Source organism: Azospirillum sp. B2RO_4 (assembly GCF_051124815.1).
Classification (GTDB): Bacteria; Pseudomonadota; Alphaproteobacteria; order Azospirillales; family Azospirillaceae; genus Azospirillum.
In genome coordinates this window covers 1,571,396-1,589,838 of record NZ_CP118485.1, presented here as the reverse complement: position 1 = coordinate 1,589,838, position 18,443 = coordinate 1,571,396, and the positions used below count along the sequence as shown (strand labels likewise).

Below are 18,443 nucleotides of genomic sequence, written 5' to 3'. Positions count from 1 at the left end.
GGGGACTCAAGTCCCCTCACTACCGCACCTCCGGCCCCGCCGACAAGCGTGCAAGCGGCGTCAGGTCGCGCCAGCCATAGGCGATCTCCACCAAATCGGTGCTGGCGAAGCGGATCGGCCGTTCCGCCACCTTGATGCCGCCCAACCGTTCGTAGAACCAGCGCGACGGGTTGTCGCGCAGGCACCACACCGCGGCCGACCGGACGCCGGCCGCCAGGAAACGGTCGGCCATCGCCGCCATCAGCCGCCGTCCGATGCCGTAACCCTTTGCATCGTCAAGCAGATAGAGCGCGTGGAATTCCCCCGCATGGCCCTGCACCGCGACCCGCCGCGTGCCGAAGGAGGCGATTCCGACGATGGTGCCGGGTGCGGCGATCCCGCCGGTGACATCCATGGCGACGAAGGCGCCTTGGCCGGGGCCGCGCGTCTCGGCGATGGCTGCCCAGCGCTGGGCGGCGGCCGGCTCGGACAGGTTGACCAGGAACTGCGCCGGGATCAGGCCCGGATAAGTCGACCGCCAGCTCTGCACATGCACACGGGCCATGCCGTCGGCGTCCGACGCGTGTGCCCGGCGGATTGCGACCGTGGTGTCCGTCATCGACCGACCCTCCCGTGCAGCCTGTATACCAACAGTTTGGGGTGCGGATGCAGGAAGTCCAGCCGTAAAAAGAGGCAGGAATGCGTCGCCAACGATAGGGCCGCGCGATTGGCGGGAGGGAGGCCTGCCCCCGGCCCGGTTGTCATCGCGACGCAACAGGGGTAAACAGCCGGAACTGTTCCGGCGGGGGCCCGCACCGAGTCCATCGGGCGGGACCGCGCCAGTCCGCCTCAAGCGCCATGGCGGCGCCGCGGGCGGGGCTCCGGAGACCGGACACCGCATGTATTCCTCGCCTACGCTTTCCCGTTACATCGGGCGGCAGTTCATCGTCTGGTTCTGCCTGCTGATGGTGATCCTGCTCGCCATCGTGCTGCTGCTGGACACGGTGGAACTGCTGCGCCGCGCCGGCACCAAACCGCACGTGACCTTTGGGCTGGTCGTGGAGATGGCCCTGCTGAAACTGCCGGAGATCGGCCAGCAGATCTTCCCCTTCGTCATCCTGTTCGCGGGCATGTTCACCTTCTGGCGGCTGACGCGAAGCGCCGAGCTGGTGGTCGCCCGTGCCGTCGGCGTCTCCGCCTGGCAATTCCTGATGCCGGTGATGTTCGCCGCCGCCGCCATCGGCGTGGTGAAGGTGACGCTGATCAATCCGGTCGGCGCCGTGTTCATCGCCAAGTACGAGCAGTTGCAGGACCGCTATCTGAAACTGCAGTCGAGCACGCTGAACATTTCGCGCTCCGGCTTGTGGCTGCGCCAGACCAACGAGAAGGAACAGTTCTTCATTCATGCGGAGTTGGTGAACCCGGTGACCTTCGAACTGTCGAACGTCATCGTCTTCCTGTTCGATGCCGACCAGAACTATCTGGGTCGTGTCGACGCGCCCAGCGCCGAGTTGAAGGACCGCAAGTGGGAACTGCAGGACGCGGTTCTGAACCGGGCCAAAAAGGATCCGGAGAAGCTCGACAGCTATACGATTCCGACCGAACTGGACATGGCCACCATCGAGGAGAGCTTCGCCCCGCCGGAGACGATTTCCTTCTGGGAACTGCCGCGCTTCATCCACACGCTGGAGACCACCGGCTTCCCCGCCGTGCGGCACCGGCTGCATTACCAGTCGCTGCTGGCCCAGCCCTTCCTGTTCCTGGCGATGGTGCTGTTCGCCGCCGCCTTCTCCTTGCGGCTGCCGCGGCGTGGCGGAACCATGGCGATGGTCACCGGCGGCGTGCTGACCGGATTCGTGCTGTTCGTGATGACCGACGTGGTTCGCACCTTCGGCATGTCGGAGACGATCCCCATCGTGATGGCAGCCTGGAGTCCCGCCGGCATCAGCCTGTTGCTGGGCACCGCCGCTCTGCTTCATCTGGAGGACGGCTGACATCTTGAGGACAGCTGACGCCGGCAGGCCGGCCGGGTGGGGTGGGGCCATTCGCCGCAAAGCGGCCGGTTATCGCCTTCGGTCATAATTCCGCCCGTTTGGTTTTGCACTGGTTTGCCGGGTCCGATTCCGTTTGCATGGGGCACCGGCCCCACCGTAATAACGGGCGACCCGTTTTTGGAGCTTGAGCAGCATGTCGAGTTTGCGAGCCGTCCGGACCACCGTCGCCGTGGCGACCGCCTGCGCGCTTCTGGCCCTGCCCGCCGCGGCGCAGTCCGTCAAGGCCGCCGCCGGCGCGGCGGCCCCCCGGCCGTCCGATCAGGGCACGCAGGTGGCGCGGGCACCGGGGTCCGAAGGCATCGCCGCCGTGGTGAATGACGAGGTCGTCTCGGTTTCGGACGTCAACGCCCGCATCCGCATGGCTCTGCTGAACGCCGGGGCCGCCGGCAATCCGGAGACGATCAAGCGCCTGACCCCGCAGGTGATGCGCCTGCTGATCGACGAACGGCTGCAGATGCAGGAGGCCAAGCGCCTGGGCATCACGGTCTCCGCCTCCGAGATCGAGGACGCCATCAAGCGCATCGCCGAGCAGAATCGGATGAACGGCCAGCAGCTTCAGGAAACGCTGAAGCGGCAGAATGTCCCGGTCTCCACCCTGAAGGATCAGATCAGGGCGCTCCTCGCCTGGCAGAAGGTGATGCAGCGCCGCATCCGCCAGGAGGTCGTCGTCGGCGAGGACGAGATCGACGCGGCGATGGAGCGGCTGAAGGCCAACATCGGCAAGCCCGAGTATCTGGTCGCCGAGATCTTCCTGGCGGTGGACAGCCCCGACCAGGACGACGAGGTCCGCCGCAATGCCGAGCGTCTGGTCGAAGAGGTGAAGCGTGGTGGCAATTTCGCCGCGCTGGCCCGCCAGTTCTCGCAGTCGGCCGGCGCCGCGTCGGGCGGCGATCTCGGCTGGGTGCGCAGCGGTGAACTGTCGCCCGAGGTGGACAAGGCGCTGGCCGGGATGCGCGGCGGGCAGTTGTCAGCGCCGATCCGCACCGCCACCGGTTATCATATCCTGCTGGTGCGCGGCCAACGGCCCTTCGGCAGCAGCGGCGGCGAGGTTCCGATGCCGGTCGCCCAGCCGCCGGCGCCCCGTCCGCAGCCGCGGCCCGACGTGGCCAAGGCCACCGTCAACATGAAGCAGATCATCATCCCGATCGAGTCCAAGGAGCAGGCCAAGGCCGTCAAGGAACAGGCCGAGAAGCTGCGAAAGTCGATCAAGAGCTGCTCCGACTTCCAGGCGCGCGCCAAGGAAACCGGGATGCCGGAATCGGGCGACATGGGCACCATGCGGGTCAAGGACATGGCGCCGGGCCTGCAGAACCTGGCGCTGGGTATCCCGCTGGGGCAGGCCAGCCCCGTGCTGATGAGCCAGGCCGCCGCGGTGATCCTGATCGTCTGCAAGCGCGACGTGCCGATGATCCAGCCGCCGCCGCAAGCCCAGCCCGCTCCGCCGCCGCCGCCGGCTCCCACGCCGATCAAGGAGGCCAAGCTGCCGGGCCGCGACGAGATCGAGCGTGAGCTGATCGCCGAACGGGCGGAGCTGCTGTCGCGCCGCTACCTCCGCGACCTGCGCCGCACCGCCTTCATCGAGACGCGCCTGTGACCGCCGCCCCGCCGGATAACCTGCCGCTGGCCCTCACCATGGGAGAGCCGGCGGGCATCGGCGGGGACATCACGCTGAAGGCCTGGGCATCCCGGAATGAGGCCGCCCTGCCGCCCTTCGTCGTTCTGGACGATCCCGCGCGGCTGGCGGCGCTGGCCGCCAAGCTCGGATTGGCGGTTCCGGTGCAGGCCGTGTCGTCGCCGGACGAGGCTGTGGCGCTGTTCGGCCGCGCGCTGCCGGTCCTGCCGGTGGGGCTCGGCACCACCGTCGTCGCCGGCAAGCCCGACCCGGCCAACGGTGCGGCGGTGATCGCCAGCATCGACCGGGCGGTCACCCTGGTGCAGGCGGGGCAGGCTGCGGCCGTGGTCACCAACCCGATCCAGAAATCCGCGCTTTACGCCGCCGGCTTCCGCCATCCCGGCCACACCGAGTATCTGGCGCATCTGGCCGGGCTGGCCGACGAGCCGATCATGATGCTGGCGGCGGCCGACCTGCGGGTGGTGCCGGTGACCATCCATGTGTCGGTGCGCGAGGCCGTGAATTCGCTGACCACCGCAGCCATCGTCCATGCCGGCCGCGTCACCGCGGCGTCCCTGGCGCGTGACTTCGGCATCGGGCGGCCGAGGCTGGCCGTCGCCGGACTAAACCCCCACGCGGGCGAGGGTGGGGCGATGGGGCGAGAGGAGATCGACATCATCGAGCCGGCCGTCGCCATCCTGCGCGCGGACGGCATCGACGTCTCCGGCCCGCGTCCGCCCGACACCATGTTCCACGCCGCCGCCCGCCGCGGTTATGACGCAGCGCTGTGCATGTACCACGATCAGGCGCTGATCCCGGTGAAGACGGTGGATTTCGACGGCGGCGTGAACATCACGCTGGGCCTGCCCTTCGTTCGCACCTCGCCCGACCACGGGACCGCGCTGGACATCGCCGGCACGGGCGCCGCCAACGCGACCAGCCTGATCGCGGCGCTGAAGACGGCCGATCGGATGGCGCGGAACCGGCGGCGAGGCAGCGCTTCTTAAGCGCGGTACTGCCGTACAAATCTCTGCCGCAAATGAAAAAGGAGCGCTCGTGCGCTCCTTTTCTCATGGACATCCTTCCGGTGCGATCAGCCCCGGTCGTCGGGATCGTACATCGTCGGCCCACCCTGTTGGTCATGGTGGGACGGCGCCTGCTCGCGGTGATGGTGGGTGCGGGCGATGAAGGGCGCCAGTTCCTGGAGTTCGATAAAGTTGTCGGCCTGCCTGCGCAGTTCGTCTGCGACCATCGGCGGCTGCGAGCGGACGGTGCTGACGACGCTGAAGCGCACGCCCTTGCGCTGCACCGCCTCCACCAGCCGGCGGAAGTCGCCGTCGCCGGAGAACAGCAGGATGTGATCGACATGGTCGGCCATCTCCATCACGTCGATGGCCAGCTCGATATCCATGTTGCCCTTGATCTTGCGCCGGCCCGATGCGTCGGTGAATTCCTTGGTCGGCTTGGTCACCATGGTGTAGCCGTTGTAGTCGAGCCAGTCTACCAGCGGACGGATCGGCGAATACTCCTGATCCTCGACCAGGGCGGTGTAATAGAAGGCGCGCACGAGTCGGCCCTCCCCGGCGAAGCCGTCACGCAACCTTTTGTAATCAATGTCAAAGCCTAATGAACGTGCTGCGGCGTAGAGGTTGGCGCCGTCAATGAACAGTGCGAGACGCTCTTCCTTGTAAAACAACTTGCTGACATCGCGCGGCAAAGTCGAATTCCGATCCAAGGCTATAATCCTTCTCCAAAAGTTCTACCTGTTTGAAACTAGGCGCATTCATGTTTTGTCGTTAACAAGATAAGGCGTTTCGCACCGGACGGCAAGTGATGATCATCGCGGTGGGTATGGGCTCTGCATTGTTAGGTTTACTAGGAGCGGCAGCCGGGTATCACGGAGAAGCTTCCTGAATTGAGCGATGACTAATGACCTATGATACCGTATTTTCTACAGATTCGGAGTGTAATGACGGGGCATGAGAATTGCTCTCAACAGACAAGCCGTGGCATTCAGGGAAATGCGGCGTTTTGCCACACTTGATTTAGGTTGGGCCATTGCGTCCAGCTTTCTCATGATCTTCAGGTGGCATGCATGAAGTGACCACCATCTGGTCGGGATTCTATCCGCTATAAAGCTTGTGTGTAATCAATGTCTTATGAGGAATGCCAGCAAAGATCCATCGAATCTGCATCACTTTTCTGATAAGAATCACACATTGGTACGGTATGTATAGAGTTGCTGCTGGAGCGTATCGTGGTCATCAAACGCGGCAGTCGCCTTGGCCTCATCCTATTGAAGGCGTCCAGTTTAGAACTAACGCTTGCCGGAAGACGGCTATGTGGTTTCAATAAGGCTGGGTACAATCCGGAGCGCGGGGTGGCTAGATATCTGCCTGCGCGATTTTCTGTAGTATACGCTGAAGTTTGTAAAGTCGCTTAATCGTCCATGTTGAAAGTCTGTAACCGAGCGGCTTGAAGAATTGGGGGGAGAAATGGATCGTTATCGTGAGCAGGTTCAATCCTATGCTGAATATGGCAGGAGTGGGAGAGCTTCTTTGCCCGTGTTCAACAGAAGCGTAGGGCATGCGGCAATCATAATAGAGATACTGTTTAGAGAGTCAGAAAAAGAAGTTGATATATTGACTGGATGTTTGAATCAGGACGTTTACGGGAAAAGTGAAGTGATTAGCGCTTGCCGTGATTTCCTAATTAAAGGAGGGCGTGTAAGAGTGCTCGTAGAAAGATTTGAAGAGTTTTCCATAAACGACCACCCTATGATTTTAGGTATATCTGACGTAGCTGGGCAGGGCTGCTTTGATGTAAGATTCGTTCCTGAAGAACGTCAAAGTTTATACACATATCATTTTGCGGTTTCTGACGGAAAATCCTATCGAATGGAAGGGGATCGGACCAAGACTGAGGCAATAGCGCAGTTTGGAGACGTGCAAATTTCCGGGTCTCTTGTAGAAAGATTCAACGAGCTTTGGGAATCATCGGTTTCCGTTCCCTGCATGGCTTAGGATTGCGGTGTTAGATAAAAAGTAGGGCTTTTGAAATGGTTGAATTTACAGATTCTGGCATGGCTCACAATATTGCGTTAGAAGTTGTTGAAATACTTCATAGCAATGTTCATGTCGAGGGCGTTCTGCATCTGGGTGCGTTGTCTACAGCAGTTTTATTGGCTTTTCTTGGGATAGATCGATTAGAGATCCATGATCCTATCGGAAAACAAATTTCTGAGTTTCGGCAAGAGACTTTCGATCGACTGGTGGCTTGCGGTTACGTGGAGGAAGGTAGCTACATAGGCCCGAACTCTCTTGGGATGCGGCAAGATATGCGCACTCTTTGCTATGTCTCAGGAGTCAAAGGGATACAGCATCCAAAAATGCTCTCCAGATTAAGGTTGCTTAACCAACGACTTGATAAGGTAATCATAAAAACGGTCGGTTCTCTTGCTGCTGCCGCATTCTTTATTCTTGTATGTTCAACGATGTGGCCGAGATTCTTTGGTTTCGCTACCACGACATGGTTTATTGATATGTCGTTTACTTTTTTTGTGCTTCAGCTTCTGGCTGTTGGCGGAATGGGGTTTTGGCACCGTCGTGTGGGAAACTGGCTTCGAGCACGGCGTGAAGTAATCATGGACGCGCTTCAAAAGCAGGTTATCGATGTAACGAATTTTGGAATGCGTAGTCAACTGATAGAGCAGGCAGGCACCCCGTTGGGGTCCTCAATCGCGTGTCCAGCAAAAAGTCCGACGTCCAACAGGGCGGTTCCGACTGATTGCCGCGCTGTGCTCGGAGCCAATGGTAAACCATATACCTATTGCCCTACGGTCGGAATAAAGTGTCCGGAAACGGCATGATCCATATCGGATGCGCTAGACTTTATGGGTGATTCCTTTTTCCTGGGCCTCTCTGCCTGACGCAATGCAGCAACGCTGTCGTTCGCGCTTGCACCTATCGGGCCACATCCATATAGTCTAGAGCCTCCTATGACTCCGGAGTTCGTCTGGCATGGCCCGCGTTACCGTTGAAGATTGCGTCCTGAAGGTTCCGAACCGTTTCGAGCTGGTCATGATGGCTGCCCAGCGCGCCCGCGAGGTCGCGAGCGGCGCTCCGCTGTCGATCGACCGCGACAACGACAAGAACCCGGTCGTGGCGCTCCGCGAGATCGCGGACGAGACGGTGTCGCTTGATTATCTGAAGAACGCCCTGATCAAGGGCCATCAGAAGCATGTCGAGCCGGACGAGCCGGAGGAAGAGATCGTCGAGCTGATGGCCGGCGAGAATGACTGGGCTGCGCGCGGCAACGCCTCGCTGGGCGACGAAGACGGCATGAGCGAGAGCGACGGCGAGGAGCTGGGCGAAGAGGACGACATCGCCGCAGACATGGATGCCGAGCCGGGCGCTGGTTTCGCCATGACCGAGGATCCCGACGGAGACCTCTGATTCTGGACAACGACCGCAGAACACGGAGGGGGCTCGACGCCCCCTCGCCGAAGAATGGGGTGGGGAGCATCCGGCTCCCTTTCGGTTCGCTCAGGACCACCACGCACACATTTGAGGCGCCGCGCGCGCCGGGTCGGGCCGCATGATCCGGCAATACGAGCTTGTCGAGCGCGTCAAGGCGTATGATCCCTCGGCCGACGAGGATCTGCTCAACCGCGCCTATGTCTTCTCGATGAAGGCGCACGGATCGCAGACGCGCGCGTCGGGCGATCCCTACTTCCTCCATCCGCTGGAGGTCGCGGGCATCCTCACCCAGATGAAGCTGGACGCCGGCACCATCGCCACGGCGCTGCTTCACGACACGGTCGAGGACACGGTCGCCACGCTCGAGGACATCGAGCGGGTGTTCGGCAAGGAGATCGCCCGGCTGGTCGACGGCGTGACCAAGCTGTCGCGGCTGGAGCTGAACAGCGAACAGGCCAAGCAGGCGGAGAATTTCCGCAAGCTGGTGATTGCGATGTCTGAGGACATCCGCGTCCTGCTGGTGAAGCTGGCCGACCGGCTTCACAACATGCGCACGCTGTTCCACCTGAAGAAGCCGGAAAAGCGCCGCCGCATCGCCCGCGAAACCATCGAAATCTACTCGCCCTTGGCCGAACGCATCGGCATGCACAAGATCAAGGACGAGCTGGACGATCTTGCCTTCGCCGAACTGAACCCCGACGCGCGCGACAGCATCCTGGCCCAGCTGGCCCGCCTGCGCAGCGAGGGCGAGAACCGCGTCCAGACCATCATCACCGAGTTGCGCGAGCTGCTGGCGTCCGAAGGGCTGCCCGACGTGTCGGTGACCGGCCGTGAGAAATCGGCCTATTCGATCTGGCGCAAGCTGCAGCGCAAGAATGTCAGTTTCGAGCAGCTGTCCGACATCATGGCCTTCCGCATCACGGTCGGCACGGTCGGCGAATGCTATCAGGCGCTGGGCATCGTGCACGCGCATTACCCGGTCGTGCCGGGGCGCTTCAAGGATTACATCTCCACGCCCAAGCCCAACGGCTACCGCAGCCTGCACACCGGCGTGATCGGTCCCGGCCGCAACCGGATCGAGGTGCAGATCCGCACCCAGGACATGCACGAGATCGCCGAGTTGGGCGTCGCCGCCCACTGGGCCTACAAGCAGGACCACCAGCCGCGCCCGACCGGCGGCGAATACCGCTGGCTGCGCGAGCTGCTGGACATCCTGGAGCACGCGCAGAAGCCGGAAGAGTTCCTGGAACACACCAAGCTGGAGCTGTTCCAGGATCAGGTGTTCTGCTTCACGCCGAAGGGCGATCTGATCGCGCTGCCGCGCGGAGCAACGCCGGTCGACTTCGCCTATGCCGTCCACTCGCAGGTCGGCGACCATTGCGTCGGCGCCAAGATCAACGGCCGCATGCTGCCGCTGCGCACACAGCTGCAGAACGGCGATCAGGTCGACATCGTCACCTCCAAGGCGCAGACTCCGGTCCCGGGCTGGGAGCGCTTCGTCGTCACCGGCAAGGCCCGCGCCCGCATCCGCAAGTTTCTGCGCACCCAGCAGCGCGCCCAGTATATGGAACTGGGCCGCGGCATGCTGATGCGGCAGTTCAAGTCGGAGGGTTACGAGTTCACCGAAAAGGCGCTGGAAAACGTCATCAAGATTTTCCAGCAGCCGACGGTGGACGATCTGATGGCCGGTGTGGGCTCCGGCCTGCATTCGGTGCGCGAGGTCTTCCACGCCGTCTTCCCCGGCCACAAGGCGCAGACCGCTCCCGCCGTCCGCGATGTCGAGGAGAGCACGCCGAAGCCCAAGGCGAAGACCCGCAAGGAATCGGCACTGCCGATCCGCGGCCTGATCCCCGGCATGGCCGTGCATTACGCGCGCTGCTGCCATCCGCTGCCGGGCGACCGCATCGTCGGCATCGTCACCACCGGCAAGGGTGTGACGATCCACACCATCGACTGCGAGACGTTGGAAAGCTTCCACGAATCGCCGGAGCGCTGGATCGACGTGTCGTGGGAGACCGGCCCGGATTCACCGGAGGAGCATGTCGGCCGCATCAGCGTCGTCATCGCCAATGAACAGGGCTCGCTCGGCACGCTGTTCACGGTGATCGGCAAGAATCAGGGCAACGTCATCCATCAGAAGATCACGAACCGCAGCACCGATTATTTCGAGCTGCTGATCGACATCGATGTGAAGGATGCCAAGCACCTGACCAACATCATGGCTGCCCTGCGCGCCACCCCGGCCATCCATTCGGTGGAGCGGGCGCGGGGACGGTAAATTCCCTGTCATCCGCGGCTGCACCGGTCGGTTCGGCGTGACGGAAGGCCGGTGCACCGCTATATAGACGGAATCGCCCCCGCCCGTTCCGGCGGGCGGCGGCGCTTTGGAGTCCGTGCATGTCCCGTTTCCTGCGCCTCGGCGTGAACATCGACCATGTGGCGACCGTCCGCAACGCGCGCGGCGGGGCGCATCCCGATCCCGTGCGCGCGGCGAGGCTCGCCATCGAGGCCGGTGCCGACGGGATCACCGCCCACCTGCGCGAGGACCGGCGCCACATCGTGGATCGCGACATCGACCGGCTGATGGCCGAGATCGACCGTCCGCTGAACCTGGAGATGGCGGCGACGGACGAGATGCTGGCCATCGCGCTGCGCCACAAGCCGCACGCTGCTTGCCTCGTCCCGGAGAAGCGCACCGAGGTAACGACCGAAGGCGGGCTGGACGTCATCGGCCAATACGACCAGCTGGTCCGCCCGGTGGGTGAGTTGGGCGGCGCCGGCATCCGCGTCTCCCTGTTCATCGATCCGGAGCCGGCGCAGCTCGACGCCGCCAAGCGTCTCGGCGCCCCGGTGGTGGAACTGCACACCGGCGCCTATTGCGACGCCCATGACGCTTCGGCGCGCGAGGTGGAGTTGGCGCGCATCGTCCGCGCCGCCGCCCATGCCGAGGCCATCGGGCTGGAATGCCATGCCGGCCATGGCCTGAGCTATGACACGGTTGGCCCGGTGGCGGCGATCCAGACCATCGTCGAGTTGAACATCGGCCATTTCCTGATCGGCGAGGCGATTTTCGTCGGGCTGACCAACTCGATCGCCCGCATGCGCAAGGCCATGGACACGGCGCGGAACGCGGCGGCGCCTGCCCGATGATGATGTCCGGCACCATCCTCGGCATCGGCAACGACCTGATCGACATCCGGCGGGTCGAGAATTCGCTGGAGCGTTTCGGCAAGCGCTTCATCGACCGCATCTTCACCGAGGTCGAACAGGCCAAGTCGGAACGCCGCGCCGGATCCGCCGCGAAGAACAACGCCCGCGCCTCGACCTATGCCAAGCGCTTCGCCGCCAAGGAGGCGTGTTCCAAGGCGCTCGGCACCGGCTTCCGCGACGGGGTGTTCTGGCGCGACATGGGGGTGGTCAACCTGCCGTCCGGCCAACCGACCATGCGCCTGACCGGCGGCGCGCTGGCCCGGCTGGAGGCGATCACGCCGCCGGGCATGCGGGCCCGCATCCATGTGACGCTGACCGACGAGTATCCGATGGCCGAGGCCTTCGTCGTCATCAGCGCCGAACCGATCGAGTCCGCCCCACCCGAGTCATCAATGCCCACAAATACGGCGAACCCAGAATGACCTTTCAGAAAGAAACGGCGTCCAACGCCAAGACCAAGGAATCCGGGTTCGCCGAGACCGTCAAGACGGTGATCTTCGCCGTGCTGATCGCCTTCGGCGTGCGGACGTTCGCCTTCGAACCGTTCAACATCCCGTCGGGGTCGATGATCCCGACCCTGCTGATCGGCGATTACCTGTTCGTATCGAAATACAGCTACGGGTACAGCAAATACACGGTCGGCTTCGGCCTGCCGCTGTTCGAGGGGCGCATCTTCGGCTCCATGCCCGAACGCGGCGACGTGGCGGTGTTCAAGCTGCCGCGCGACAACAAGACCGACTACATCAAGCGGGTGATCGGCCTGCCGGGCGACAGCATCCAGATGATCGGCGGCATCCTGCACATCAACGGCCAGCCGGTGAAGCGCGAGCGGATCGAGGATTACGTCACCACCGATCCGCTGGGCCGCAGCATCCGCACCGCCCAGTTCATCGAGACTCTGCCGAACGGCCGCACCCACCGCATCATCGAGGAGTCGGACAACGGTCCGCTCGACAACACCCCGGTGTTCAAGGTGCCGGCCGGCCATCTGTTCATGATGGGCGACAACCGCGACAACTCGCTGGACAGCCGCGTGCCGTCGCAGGTCGGCTTCGTTCCCATCGAGAACATGGTCGGCCGCGCCGAATTCCTGTTCTTCTCGCTCGACGAGGGCACGCGCTTCTACGAGATCTGGCGCTGGCCGGTCGATCTGCGCTTCAGCCGCCTGTTCAACGGAGTCCGGTAAGTGTCCATCGTCACCAAGGCGCCTGCCGATGCGGGCGCCGGCTCCGAACCCGAGACCGACGGCGCCGTCCAGTCCGCGGACGTCGCCGGCCTCGCGCGTGCGCTGGGCTATGAGTTTTCCAACCCGTCGCTGCTGCGCGACGCCGTCACCCACCCGAGCCTGATGGGGCTGGAACGGGCCGGCCGCAAGTCGCACAAGGGGCCTGGCATCGCCTATGAGCGGCTGGAGTTCCTGGGCGACCGCGTCGTCGGGCTGGTGGTCGCACAATGGCTGCTGGAGCGCTACCCGAACGAGCGCGAAGGAGCGCTGGCCAAGCGGCATGCCGCGCTGGTGCGCCGGGAATCGCTGGGCCGCGTCGCCGACACCATCGGGTTGGGCGCCTATCTGCGTCTGTCGCCGGCGGAAGCCCAGAGCGGCGGCCGCGAGAACCGAACCATCCTGGGCGACGCCTGCGAGGCGGTGCTGGGCGCCATGTATCTCGACGGCGGGCTGGAGCCGGTGACGCGCTTCGTCCGTGAGGCGCTCGCCGGCGAGATCGACAAGGCGACGCCGCCGCCGTTGGACAGCAAGACGACGCTGCAGGAATGGGCGCAGGGACGCGGCAAGCCGCTTCCCCGCTATGAACTGATCGAACGCAGTGGCCCGGCGCACGAGCCGCTGTTCGTGGTTGCGGTGCATGTCGCGGGAATGGAACCGGTCAACGGCTCCGGCTCGTCGAAGCGCATTGCGGAAAAGAAGGCGGCCAGCGCATTGCTGCGCCAGGTGGGAGTACAGGTCGATGACTGACGGTCGCGACGACATCGACAAGATGCAGAACGAGACGCCCGGTTCCGAAGCCACGGAGCCGACTCCTGAGTCCATGGCCCCGGAGTCCGAGATGGACGACGAGACGCTCGACCATGAGGACGCTGGCGGCGAGGACGCCGAAGACGGCGACTTCGAAGACGAAGACTATGAGGACGACGACTTCGACGATGAGGACGCTCTGCGCGGGCAGCCCATCTCGGTCCTGCCGCCGCTGCCGGCAATGCCGGATCATCCGCGTTGCGGCTTCATCGCCCTGGTCGGCGCCCCCAATGCCGGCAAGTCGACGCTGCTGAACGCGATGATCGGCAGCAAGGTGTCGATCGTCAGCCCGAAGGTGCAGACCACCCGCACCCGCGTGCTCGGCATCACCATCCAGGGCGACGCCCAGATGATCTTCGTCGACACCCCCGGCATCTTCAAGCCGAAGCGCCGGCTGGACCGCGCCATGGTGGCGGCTGCCTGGCAGGGGGCGGAGGACGCCGACGTGATCGGCGTGCTGTACGACGTGTCGCGCCGCTCCATCGACGAGGACACCCGCAGCATCGTCGCCCGGCTGAAGGAGCAGGGGCGCGAGGCGATCCTGATCCTGAACAAGATCGATCTGGTGAAGCGCGACGTCCTGCTGGGCATCGCCGACGCCTTCCGGCAGGAGGGCATCTTCTCCGACATCTTCATGGTGTCGGCCTTCACCGAGGATGGCGTCGCCGATCTGAAGCAGTTCCTGGCCGACCGCTTGCCGGAAGGGCCTTGGCATTTCCCGGAAGACCAGATCTCCGACATGCCGATGCGCCTGCTGGCGGCGGAGATCACCCGCGAGAAGCTGTTTCTGCAGCTTCACCAGGAGCTTCCCTATTCCGCGACGGTCGAGACCGAGGTGTGGGAGGAGTTCGACGACGGTTCAGTGAAGATCTCGCAGGTCATCTTCGTGCAGCGTGAAAGCCAGAAGGCCATCGTGCTGGGCAAGGGCGGCCAGCGGATCAAGGCGCTGGGTTCCGCCGCCAGGTCCGAGTTGACGTCGATGCTGGAACGCCGCGTCCACCTGATCCTGTTCGTGAAGGTGCGCGAGGGCTGGGTCGACGATCCGGAACGCTATTCGGCCTGGGGGCTGGATTTCGGGGCGTCCTGAACGACAAAGGCCCTCTCCAACGGGAGAGGGCCTTTTCCATTCCAGGGCTCTTAAGGCCCTATGCTGCCAGCAGGCGCAGATGGCCGTCGAATTCGTCCAGCGCGCGCATCAGCTCCATCATGGCCTGATCGGCTTGGGCGCGGGCGAAGGGCCAGGCGTCGTCGTCGGCCATATGGGTGGCCTCGATGCGGGCGATGGCGCGATTGTTCAGGCCGCGGAGGCGGTCGAGCGTGCGCTCCCACGTCTCTCGCCGGTCGCTGTCCGCACGCTCCACCATGGATCGCAGGGTTTCCATGCGGTCGGTGGCGCGCAGGACGAGATCACGGCTCAGCGTGTCGAAGGCTTGCCGGTTGCGGCGGCTCATGAAGTGTCCTCCTTTGATCCTCAACCGATTTTGACCTCTCGGCCGGTCGGCAGGATATCCCGACGCCGATACTGCGCAAACGCACCGGAAGCGCAGTCGTCACAGCCCCTTTGGGAGAAGCCGTAACGATTTTGCAATGCGATTTAGCAGTTGCGGGATGTCCGTCCGAATCCATATCCCGCCGGGTTGCCCCGGCCTGAAAAGGACAAGGCAAACCCGGTGGCCGAGGAAGTCTTCCTGGTTGGATTGCGTTTCCTCCAGGGCCGGTTTCATCCGGCCCGTTGGCGCTTTTATACGCCGCCTTTTTGACGACGTTCTTTTGTTTTGGTGACGCTTTTGTGCCGCATTGGTGGGGCAGGGTCAATCCGCCCAAAAATCATAGACGGCGCGCAATCTGTCGCAGCCTAAAGGCGAGGTTCTAATCCTGGAACCGGCCGGAAAGTCGGAAGTGGTAGAGCGTTCGTGCGCGTATTCACTCGGCCGCGACGGCATAGGCTGGGATGGCTTCGGCATTGGCCGGTTCGGGCATCGTCGGCGTACCGCAGCAGGGGGCGGCGGCCGGCGTCGCGGCGATTGCCGCCTGTTGGGCCATCACGGCGCGATGCTCGCTGGCCATGCTGCGCATGGTGGGCACGCATTTGCCGCACTGGACCTGGCAATTGTGATGGCGGAACACCGAGGCCGGGGTCGTGGCGCCTTGATCAAGCGCGGCCTTGACCTTCTTGTCGTTCAACGCGTGGCAGATGCAGACGTACATTAGCCCTCGGCGACGGTCGGTTGCGGTGCGTGTCCTGCATCCAGCAATAGCTGAGACTGAGAATCGTTGTCAATGCTGCTATTGCGAACCAATTGCATGTAAGAACTTTCGCGACGCTTTGTCACAACCCCCTTCGCGTCAGTTCGAAAGTGGCGCTCCGCATCCTTGCGCTTGCATTCGGCGGCCGGCGGCGGTAGCCCGTGGGGCATGGACGACAGCACCCCCAAAAACGACTCCGTAAGCGCTCCGCAGACCTCGCCGGGTGCGGTGGTGACTCCGCTCGGCCAGACGGTCTATCTGGCGGCGGACGGTTTCCTCGACGATCTGGTGGCGGAACTGGGGGAGGTCGCGTCGGTCGACGGCCGGCTGGTCTTCGTCGACGGCCCGGCGCGGCCGGCGGCCTGGGCGCAGAACATCTGGTACGACCCGGTGCGGATCGAGTTCGCCTCGATCAAGGGCGGTGCCAAGGCGCTGCGCGGCATCCAGCGCAATTGGGCGCTGTGGTCGCAGCGGCATCACCGCCGTGCCGCCCTGATCCAGGAGAATCTGCCGCATGTCTCGGCCAAGCCGGTGATCTTCCCGTCGCCCCTGCCGACGGCTCCGCTGGGCTCCTGGACGCTGACGGACGAGTCCACCATCATCGCCGCCGCGCACTGCTCCAGCCCCTTCCGCAATGGCGAGGTCACCTTTGTCGAGAACCGCACCGTGCCGCCCAACCGCGCCTACCTGAAGCTGTGGGAGGCGCTGACCCTGTTCGGGGAGCAGCCGGGGCCGGGCGACCGTTGCCTCGACCTCGGCGCCTGTCCGGGCGGCTGGACCTGGGTGCTGCACGAGTTGGGGGCGTCGGTGGTCAGCGTCGACAAGGCGCCGCTCGACCCTGCCATCGCCGCCCTGCCGCGTGTGGAGATCCGCCAGGAAAGCGCCTTCGGCCTGAAGCCGGCGGCGGTCGGCCCGGTGGACTGGCTGTGCTGCGACGTGATCTGCTACCCGACGCGTCTGCTGCGGTTGGTGAAGGAGTGGATGGACAGCGGGCTGGCCAAGCGCTTCATCTGCACGCTGAAGTTCCAGGCGGAGACCGACCACGAGACCGCCCGCGCCTTCGCGGCGATCCCCGGCGGCCGGGTGGTCCACCTGCACCACAACAAGCACGAGCTGACCTGGATGTGGCCTGCGCAGTAAACGCGGTTCCTTCGGTCGTTTCCGTCAGGCCAGCGCCCGCCCTTCGGCATAACCGAAGCTGACATAATGCTGCCGGGCGCCGGACAGGCTGCCGCCGACGGCGGCGTTGACGTCCGGGTTGGCGGCCAGATAGGCGGCGGCGTCGAATCTGCCGAGGGACCGTCCCTCGAAGCGGCCGAACTGGATGTAATGGAGTTCCACGGCCTCGCGGTTGTTGCCGAAGGCGGCGATCAGGTCGGGATTGCTGGCTTCGTAGGACAGCGTGTCGAACAGGCTGGAATTGCGGCCCTCGCGATAGCCGTTGGTGATGAAATGGTTGGTGGCGGCGGTGGCGTCGGTTCCGAATGCCGACATCAGATCGCCATAGCCTGCCAGATAGTTGTAGGGGTCGAACCCACTGAGGCTGCGGCCTTCGTAAACGCCGGAGTTGGCGAGATGCTGCGCCGCGGCTGCCGTGTCGGTGCCGAAAGCGGCGATCAGGTCGCCATTCGACGCGATGTAGCGCAGGGTGTCGAAGCTTCCCGACGCCGCGGGCGACAGCGCGGTGCTGCTGTCGGAAAAGCGCAGATACTCGATGTTGGTCAGGATATCGGTGCCGTTGGCGCCGTTGACGATATATCGGCTGCCGTCCAGTTGCTGAACGCTGTATTGCGCGCGGCTGCCGCTGAACACCACCGTATCCGTGCCGGCGCCGCCATCCAGCGCATTGCCCAGGCTGTTGACGGTGAAGCTGTCGTTGCCGCTGCCGCCGATCGCCTGCTGCATCTTCGTGCCGTAGGCCAGCGCCAGGAAGGTGGTGGAACCCGCGCTGCTGAACTGTCCATCGCGCAGGTCCAGCGACAGCGCCGCCGTCTGGGCGCTGCCGTTCAGGCTGTTGTGCCCGTTGGGATCCCACAGGGTGATGAAGCTGCCGGTGTTCAGCGTATAGCTGGTGTCGCCGGGGGCGGCCGACATATTGGCGCCGTAGAGATACTGGATCGCTGCGATGTCGTACAGGCTGGGGCCGGTCAGGTAGGTATTCGACGGCAGTGCGTCGCTGTCGTTGTAGGACATGATGCTGTAGGCATAATTGTCCTGCGCGGAGGACAGGTACGGCCCCTCCGTCCCCTCGTCGGAGCCGGCATTGTAGTTGCCGGGATGCTTCAGGCCCAACGCATGGCCGATCTCGTGGATGATCGTCATGTAGCCGTAGCTGCCCGTCGTCGGGTTGGTGTTCGTGGCGCTGTCGTTGGCCAGGAAGACCTGACCGCCCTGGGAGGCGGTGGACGGGTAATAGGCATAGGCCGCCGACTGGCCATACTGCCGGTTGGTGCCGAAAGCCACATCCGCGGCGGTCGGGTTGGCGATCTCGGTGAAGGTGATGTTGGCGACCGCGCTCCATGCCGCCAGCGCCTGCCGGACGGCAGCCTGCTGAGCGCTGTTCATGGCGGCGAATCCGGCCGAATCGGCGCTGGAGATTTGCCGCGCGCTGGTCAGGAAACTGTAGGTGACGGTCGCGGCGGCACCGACGGAACTGCCGTTCAGCACGGTGCCGTTGTTGCCCCAATGCGGCGTCCCGCTGGCGAGCAGGGCGGAAATGCTGTCGGTCAGCGCTGACTGGCTCATGGACGCTCGGTTCCCGCGGCGGTCGGTTGGGGTGTCCAGGGAGATTCCGGACTACCGCTTATACGAAATACGAGCAAGGTCTCCAG

General features: G+C 63.9%; 18 protein-coding genes. 13 read left to right on the top strand and 5 right to left on the bottom strand.

Going from position 1 to position 18,443, the window contains the following annotated elements:
* Positions 1-19: 19 nt before the first annotated feature.
* A complete protein-coding gene (locus tag PWS46_RS07545; protein WP_434613237.1) occupies positions 20-598 on the bottom strand; it encodes a GNAT family N-acetyltransferase in 579 nt (192 codons plus the stop codon).
* Positions 599-878: 280 nt separating this feature from the next.
* On the opposite strand from PWS46_RS07545, the gene lptG reads away from it, so the two are divergent.
* The 3 genes from lptG (at position 879) to pdxA (ending at position 4,652) form a co-directional block, all read left to right on the top strand.
* Positions 879-1,973: an LPS export ABC transporter permease LptG gene (gene lptG / locus PWS46_RS07540; protein ID WP_149198502.1), complete on the top strand. Its 1,095-nt coding sequence runs from the start codon at positions 879-881 to the stop codon at positions 1,971-1,973.
* Positions 1,974-2,166: 193 nt separating this feature from the next.
* Positions 2,167-3,627: a peptidylprolyl isomerase gene (locus PWS46_RS07535; protein ID WP_434613233.1), complete on the top strand. Its 1,461-nt coding sequence runs from the start codon at positions 2,167-2,169 to the stop codon at positions 3,625-3,627.
* A complete protein-coding gene (pdxA, locus tag PWS46_RS07530; protein WP_434613230.1) occupies positions 3,624-4,652 on the top strand; it encodes a 4-hydroxythreonine-4-phosphate dehydrogenase PdxA in 1,029 nt (342 codons plus the stop codon). The genes PWS46_RS07535 and pdxA overlap by 4 nt, the downstream gene beginning before the upstream one ends.
* 86 nt (positions 4,653-4,738) lie before the next feature.
* Here the strand turns inward: pdxA and PWS46_RS07525 are convergent, their stop codons facing one another.
* Positions 4,739-5,341 carry an NYN domain-containing protein gene (locus tag PWS46_RS07525; RefSeq protein ID WP_085090687.1) on the bottom strand — a complete coding sequence of 201 codons (603 nt, stop codon included), beginning with the start codon at positions 5,339-5,341 and terminating at the stop codon, positions 4,739-4,741.
* 799 nt (positions 5,342-6,140) lie between these two features.
* On the opposite strand from PWS46_RS07525, the gene PWS46_RS07520 reads away from it, so the two are divergent.
* From PWS46_RS07520 to era, 9 genes are all read left to right on the top strand, one after another.
* Positions 6,141-6,668 carry a hypothetical protein gene (locus PWS46_RS07520; protein ID WP_434613227.1) on the top strand — a complete coding sequence of 176 codons (528 nt, stop codon included), beginning with the start codon at positions 6,141-6,143 and terminating at the stop codon, positions 6,666-6,668.
* A gap of 59 nt (positions 6,669-6,727) precedes the next feature.
* Positions 6,728-7,513 carry a hypothetical protein gene (locus PWS46_RS07515; protein WP_434613224.1) on the top strand — a complete coding sequence of 262 codons (786 nt, stop codon included), beginning with the start codon at positions 6,728-6,730 and terminating at the stop codon, positions 7,511-7,513.
* Positions 7,514-7,664: 151 nt separating this feature from the next.
* Entirely contained in the window at positions 7,665-8,099 is a 435-nt protein-coding gene (rpoZ, locus tag PWS46_RS07510; protein WP_434613221.1) for a DNA-directed RNA polymerase subunit omega, read from the top strand.
* 142 nt (positions 8,100-8,241) lie between these two features.
* The gene (locus PWS46_RS07505; RefSeq protein WP_434613218.1) at positions 8,242-10,401 is read left to right on the top strand and encodes a RelA/SpoT family protein; all 2,160 of its coding nucleotides are present in this window, start codon (positions 8,242-8,244) and stop codon (positions 10,399-10,401) included.
* A gap of 119 nt (positions 10,402-10,520) precedes the next feature.
* Positions 10,521-11,273: a pyridoxine 5'-phosphate synthase gene (locus PWS46_RS07500; RefSeq protein ID WP_434613215.1), complete on the top strand. Its 753-nt coding sequence runs from the start codon at positions 10,521-10,523 to the stop codon at positions 11,271-11,273.
* Positions 11,270-11,755: a holo-ACP synthase gene (gene acpS, locus PWS46_RS07495; protein WP_434613212.1), complete on the top strand. Its 486-nt coding sequence runs from the start codon at positions 11,270-11,272 to the stop codon at positions 11,753-11,755. The genes PWS46_RS07500 and acpS overlap by 4 nt, the downstream gene beginning before the upstream one ends.
* Positions 11,752-12,519 (top strand): signal peptidase I, encoded by a 768-nt coding sequence (lepB, locus tag PWS46_RS07490; RefSeq protein ID WP_434613209.1) that lies wholly within the window; start codon positions 11,752-11,754, stop codon positions 12,517-12,519. The genes acpS and lepB overlap by 4 nt, the downstream gene beginning before the upstream one ends.
* Complete coding sequence (rnc, locus tag PWS46_RS07485) at positions 12,520-13,305, top strand: ribonuclease III (RefSeq protein ID WP_434613207.1); 786 nt, start codon at positions 12,520-12,522, stop codon at positions 13,303-13,305.
* 241 nt (positions 13,306-13,546) lie between these two features.
* A complete protein-coding gene (era, locus tag PWS46_RS07480) occupies positions 13,547-14,452 on the top strand; it encodes a GTPase Era (RefSeq protein WP_434619933.1) in 906 nt (301 codons plus the stop codon).
* 58 nt (positions 14,453-14,510) lie between these two features.
* On the opposite strand, the gene PWS46_RS07475 is transcribed toward era, so the two are convergent.
* On the bottom strand, positions 14,511-14,816 hold the full coding sequence (locus PWS46_RS07475) for a hypothetical protein (protein WP_434613204.1): 306 nt from the start codon (positions 14,814-14,816) through the stop codon (positions 14,511-14,513).
* A gap of 472 nt (positions 14,817-15,288) precedes the next feature.
* A complete protein-coding gene (locus PWS46_RS07470; protein WP_434613202.1) occupies positions 15,289-15,549 on the bottom strand; it encodes a (2Fe-2S)-binding protein in 261 nt (86 codons plus the stop codon).
* A 231-nt stretch (positions 15,550-15,780) separates the two neighbouring features.
* Between PWS46_RS07470 and PWS46_RS07465 the strand changes: the two genes are divergently transcribed.
* Positions 15,781-16,752, top strand: a complete 972-nt coding sequence (locus tag PWS46_RS07465; protein ID WP_434613199.1) for an SAM-dependent methyltransferase — start codon at positions 15,781-15,783, stop codon at positions 16,750-16,752.
* Positions 16,753-16,776: 24 nt separating this feature from the next.
* Here the strand turns inward: PWS46_RS07465 and PWS46_RS07460 are convergent, their stop codons facing one another.
* Positions 16,777-18,357, bottom strand: a complete 1,581-nt coding sequence (locus tag PWS46_RS07460; protein ID WP_434613196.1) for a matrixin family metalloprotease — start codon at positions 18,355-18,357, stop codon at positions 16,777-16,779.
* Between the last annotated feature and the right edge of the window lie 86 nt (positions 18,358-18,443).

Bases quoted from the DNA above. Each gene is read 5' to 3' on its own strand.
- PWS46_RS07475 (WP_434613204.1), bottom strand. From the start codon at position 14,816: ATGAGCCGCCGCAACCGGCAAGCCTTCGACACGCTGAGCCGTGATCTC.
- PWS46_RS07505 (WP_434613218.1), top strand. From the start codon at position 8,242: ATGATCCGGCAATACGAGCTTGTCGAGCGCGTCAAGGCGTATGATCCC.
- acpS (WP_434613212.1), top strand. From the start codon at position 11,270: ATGATGATGTCCGGCACCATCCTCGGCATCGGCAACGACCTGATCGAC.
- PWS46_RS07500 (WP_434613215.1), top strand. From the start codon at position 10,521: ATGTCCCGTTTCCTGCGCCTCGGCGTGAACATCGACCATGTGGCGACC.
- PWS46_RS07520 (WP_434613227.1), top strand. From the start codon at position 6,141: ATGGATCGTTATCGTGAGCAGGTTCAATCCTATGCTGAATATGGCAGG.
- PWS46_RS07535 (WP_434613233.1), top strand. From the start codon at position 2,167: ATGTCGAGTTTGCGAGCCGTCCGGACCACCGTCGCCGTGGCGACCGCC.
- PWS46_RS07515 (WP_434613224.1), top strand. From the start codon at position 6,728: ATGGCTCACAATATTGCGTTAGAAGTTGTTGAAATACTTCATAGCAAT.
- era (WP_434619933.1), top strand. From the start codon at position 13,547: ATGCCGGATCATCCGCGTTGCGGCTTCATCGCCCTGGTCGGCGCCCCC.
- lptG (WP_149198502.1), top strand. From the start codon at position 879: ATGTATTCCTCGCCTACGCTTTCCCGTTACATCGGGCGGCAGTTCATC.
- PWS46_RS07545 (WP_434613237.1), bottom strand. From the start codon at position 598: ATGACGGACACCACGGTCGCAATCCGCCGGGCACACGCGTCGGACGCC.
- PWS46_RS07465 (WP_434613199.1), top strand. From the start codon at position 15,781: ATGGACGACAGCACCCCCAAAAACGACTCCGTAAGCGCTCCGCAGACC.
- rpoZ (WP_434613221.1), top strand. From the start codon at position 7,665: ATGGCCCGCGTTACCGTTGAAGATTGCGTCCTGAAGGTTCCGAACCGT.
- PWS46_RS07460 (WP_434613196.1), bottom strand. From the start codon at position 18,357: ATGAGCCAGTCAGCGCTGACCGACAGCATTTCCGCCCTGCTCGCCAGC.
- lepB (WP_434613209.1), top strand. From the start codon at position 11,752: ATGACCTTTCAGAAAGAAACGGCGTCCAACGCCAAGACCAAGGAATCC.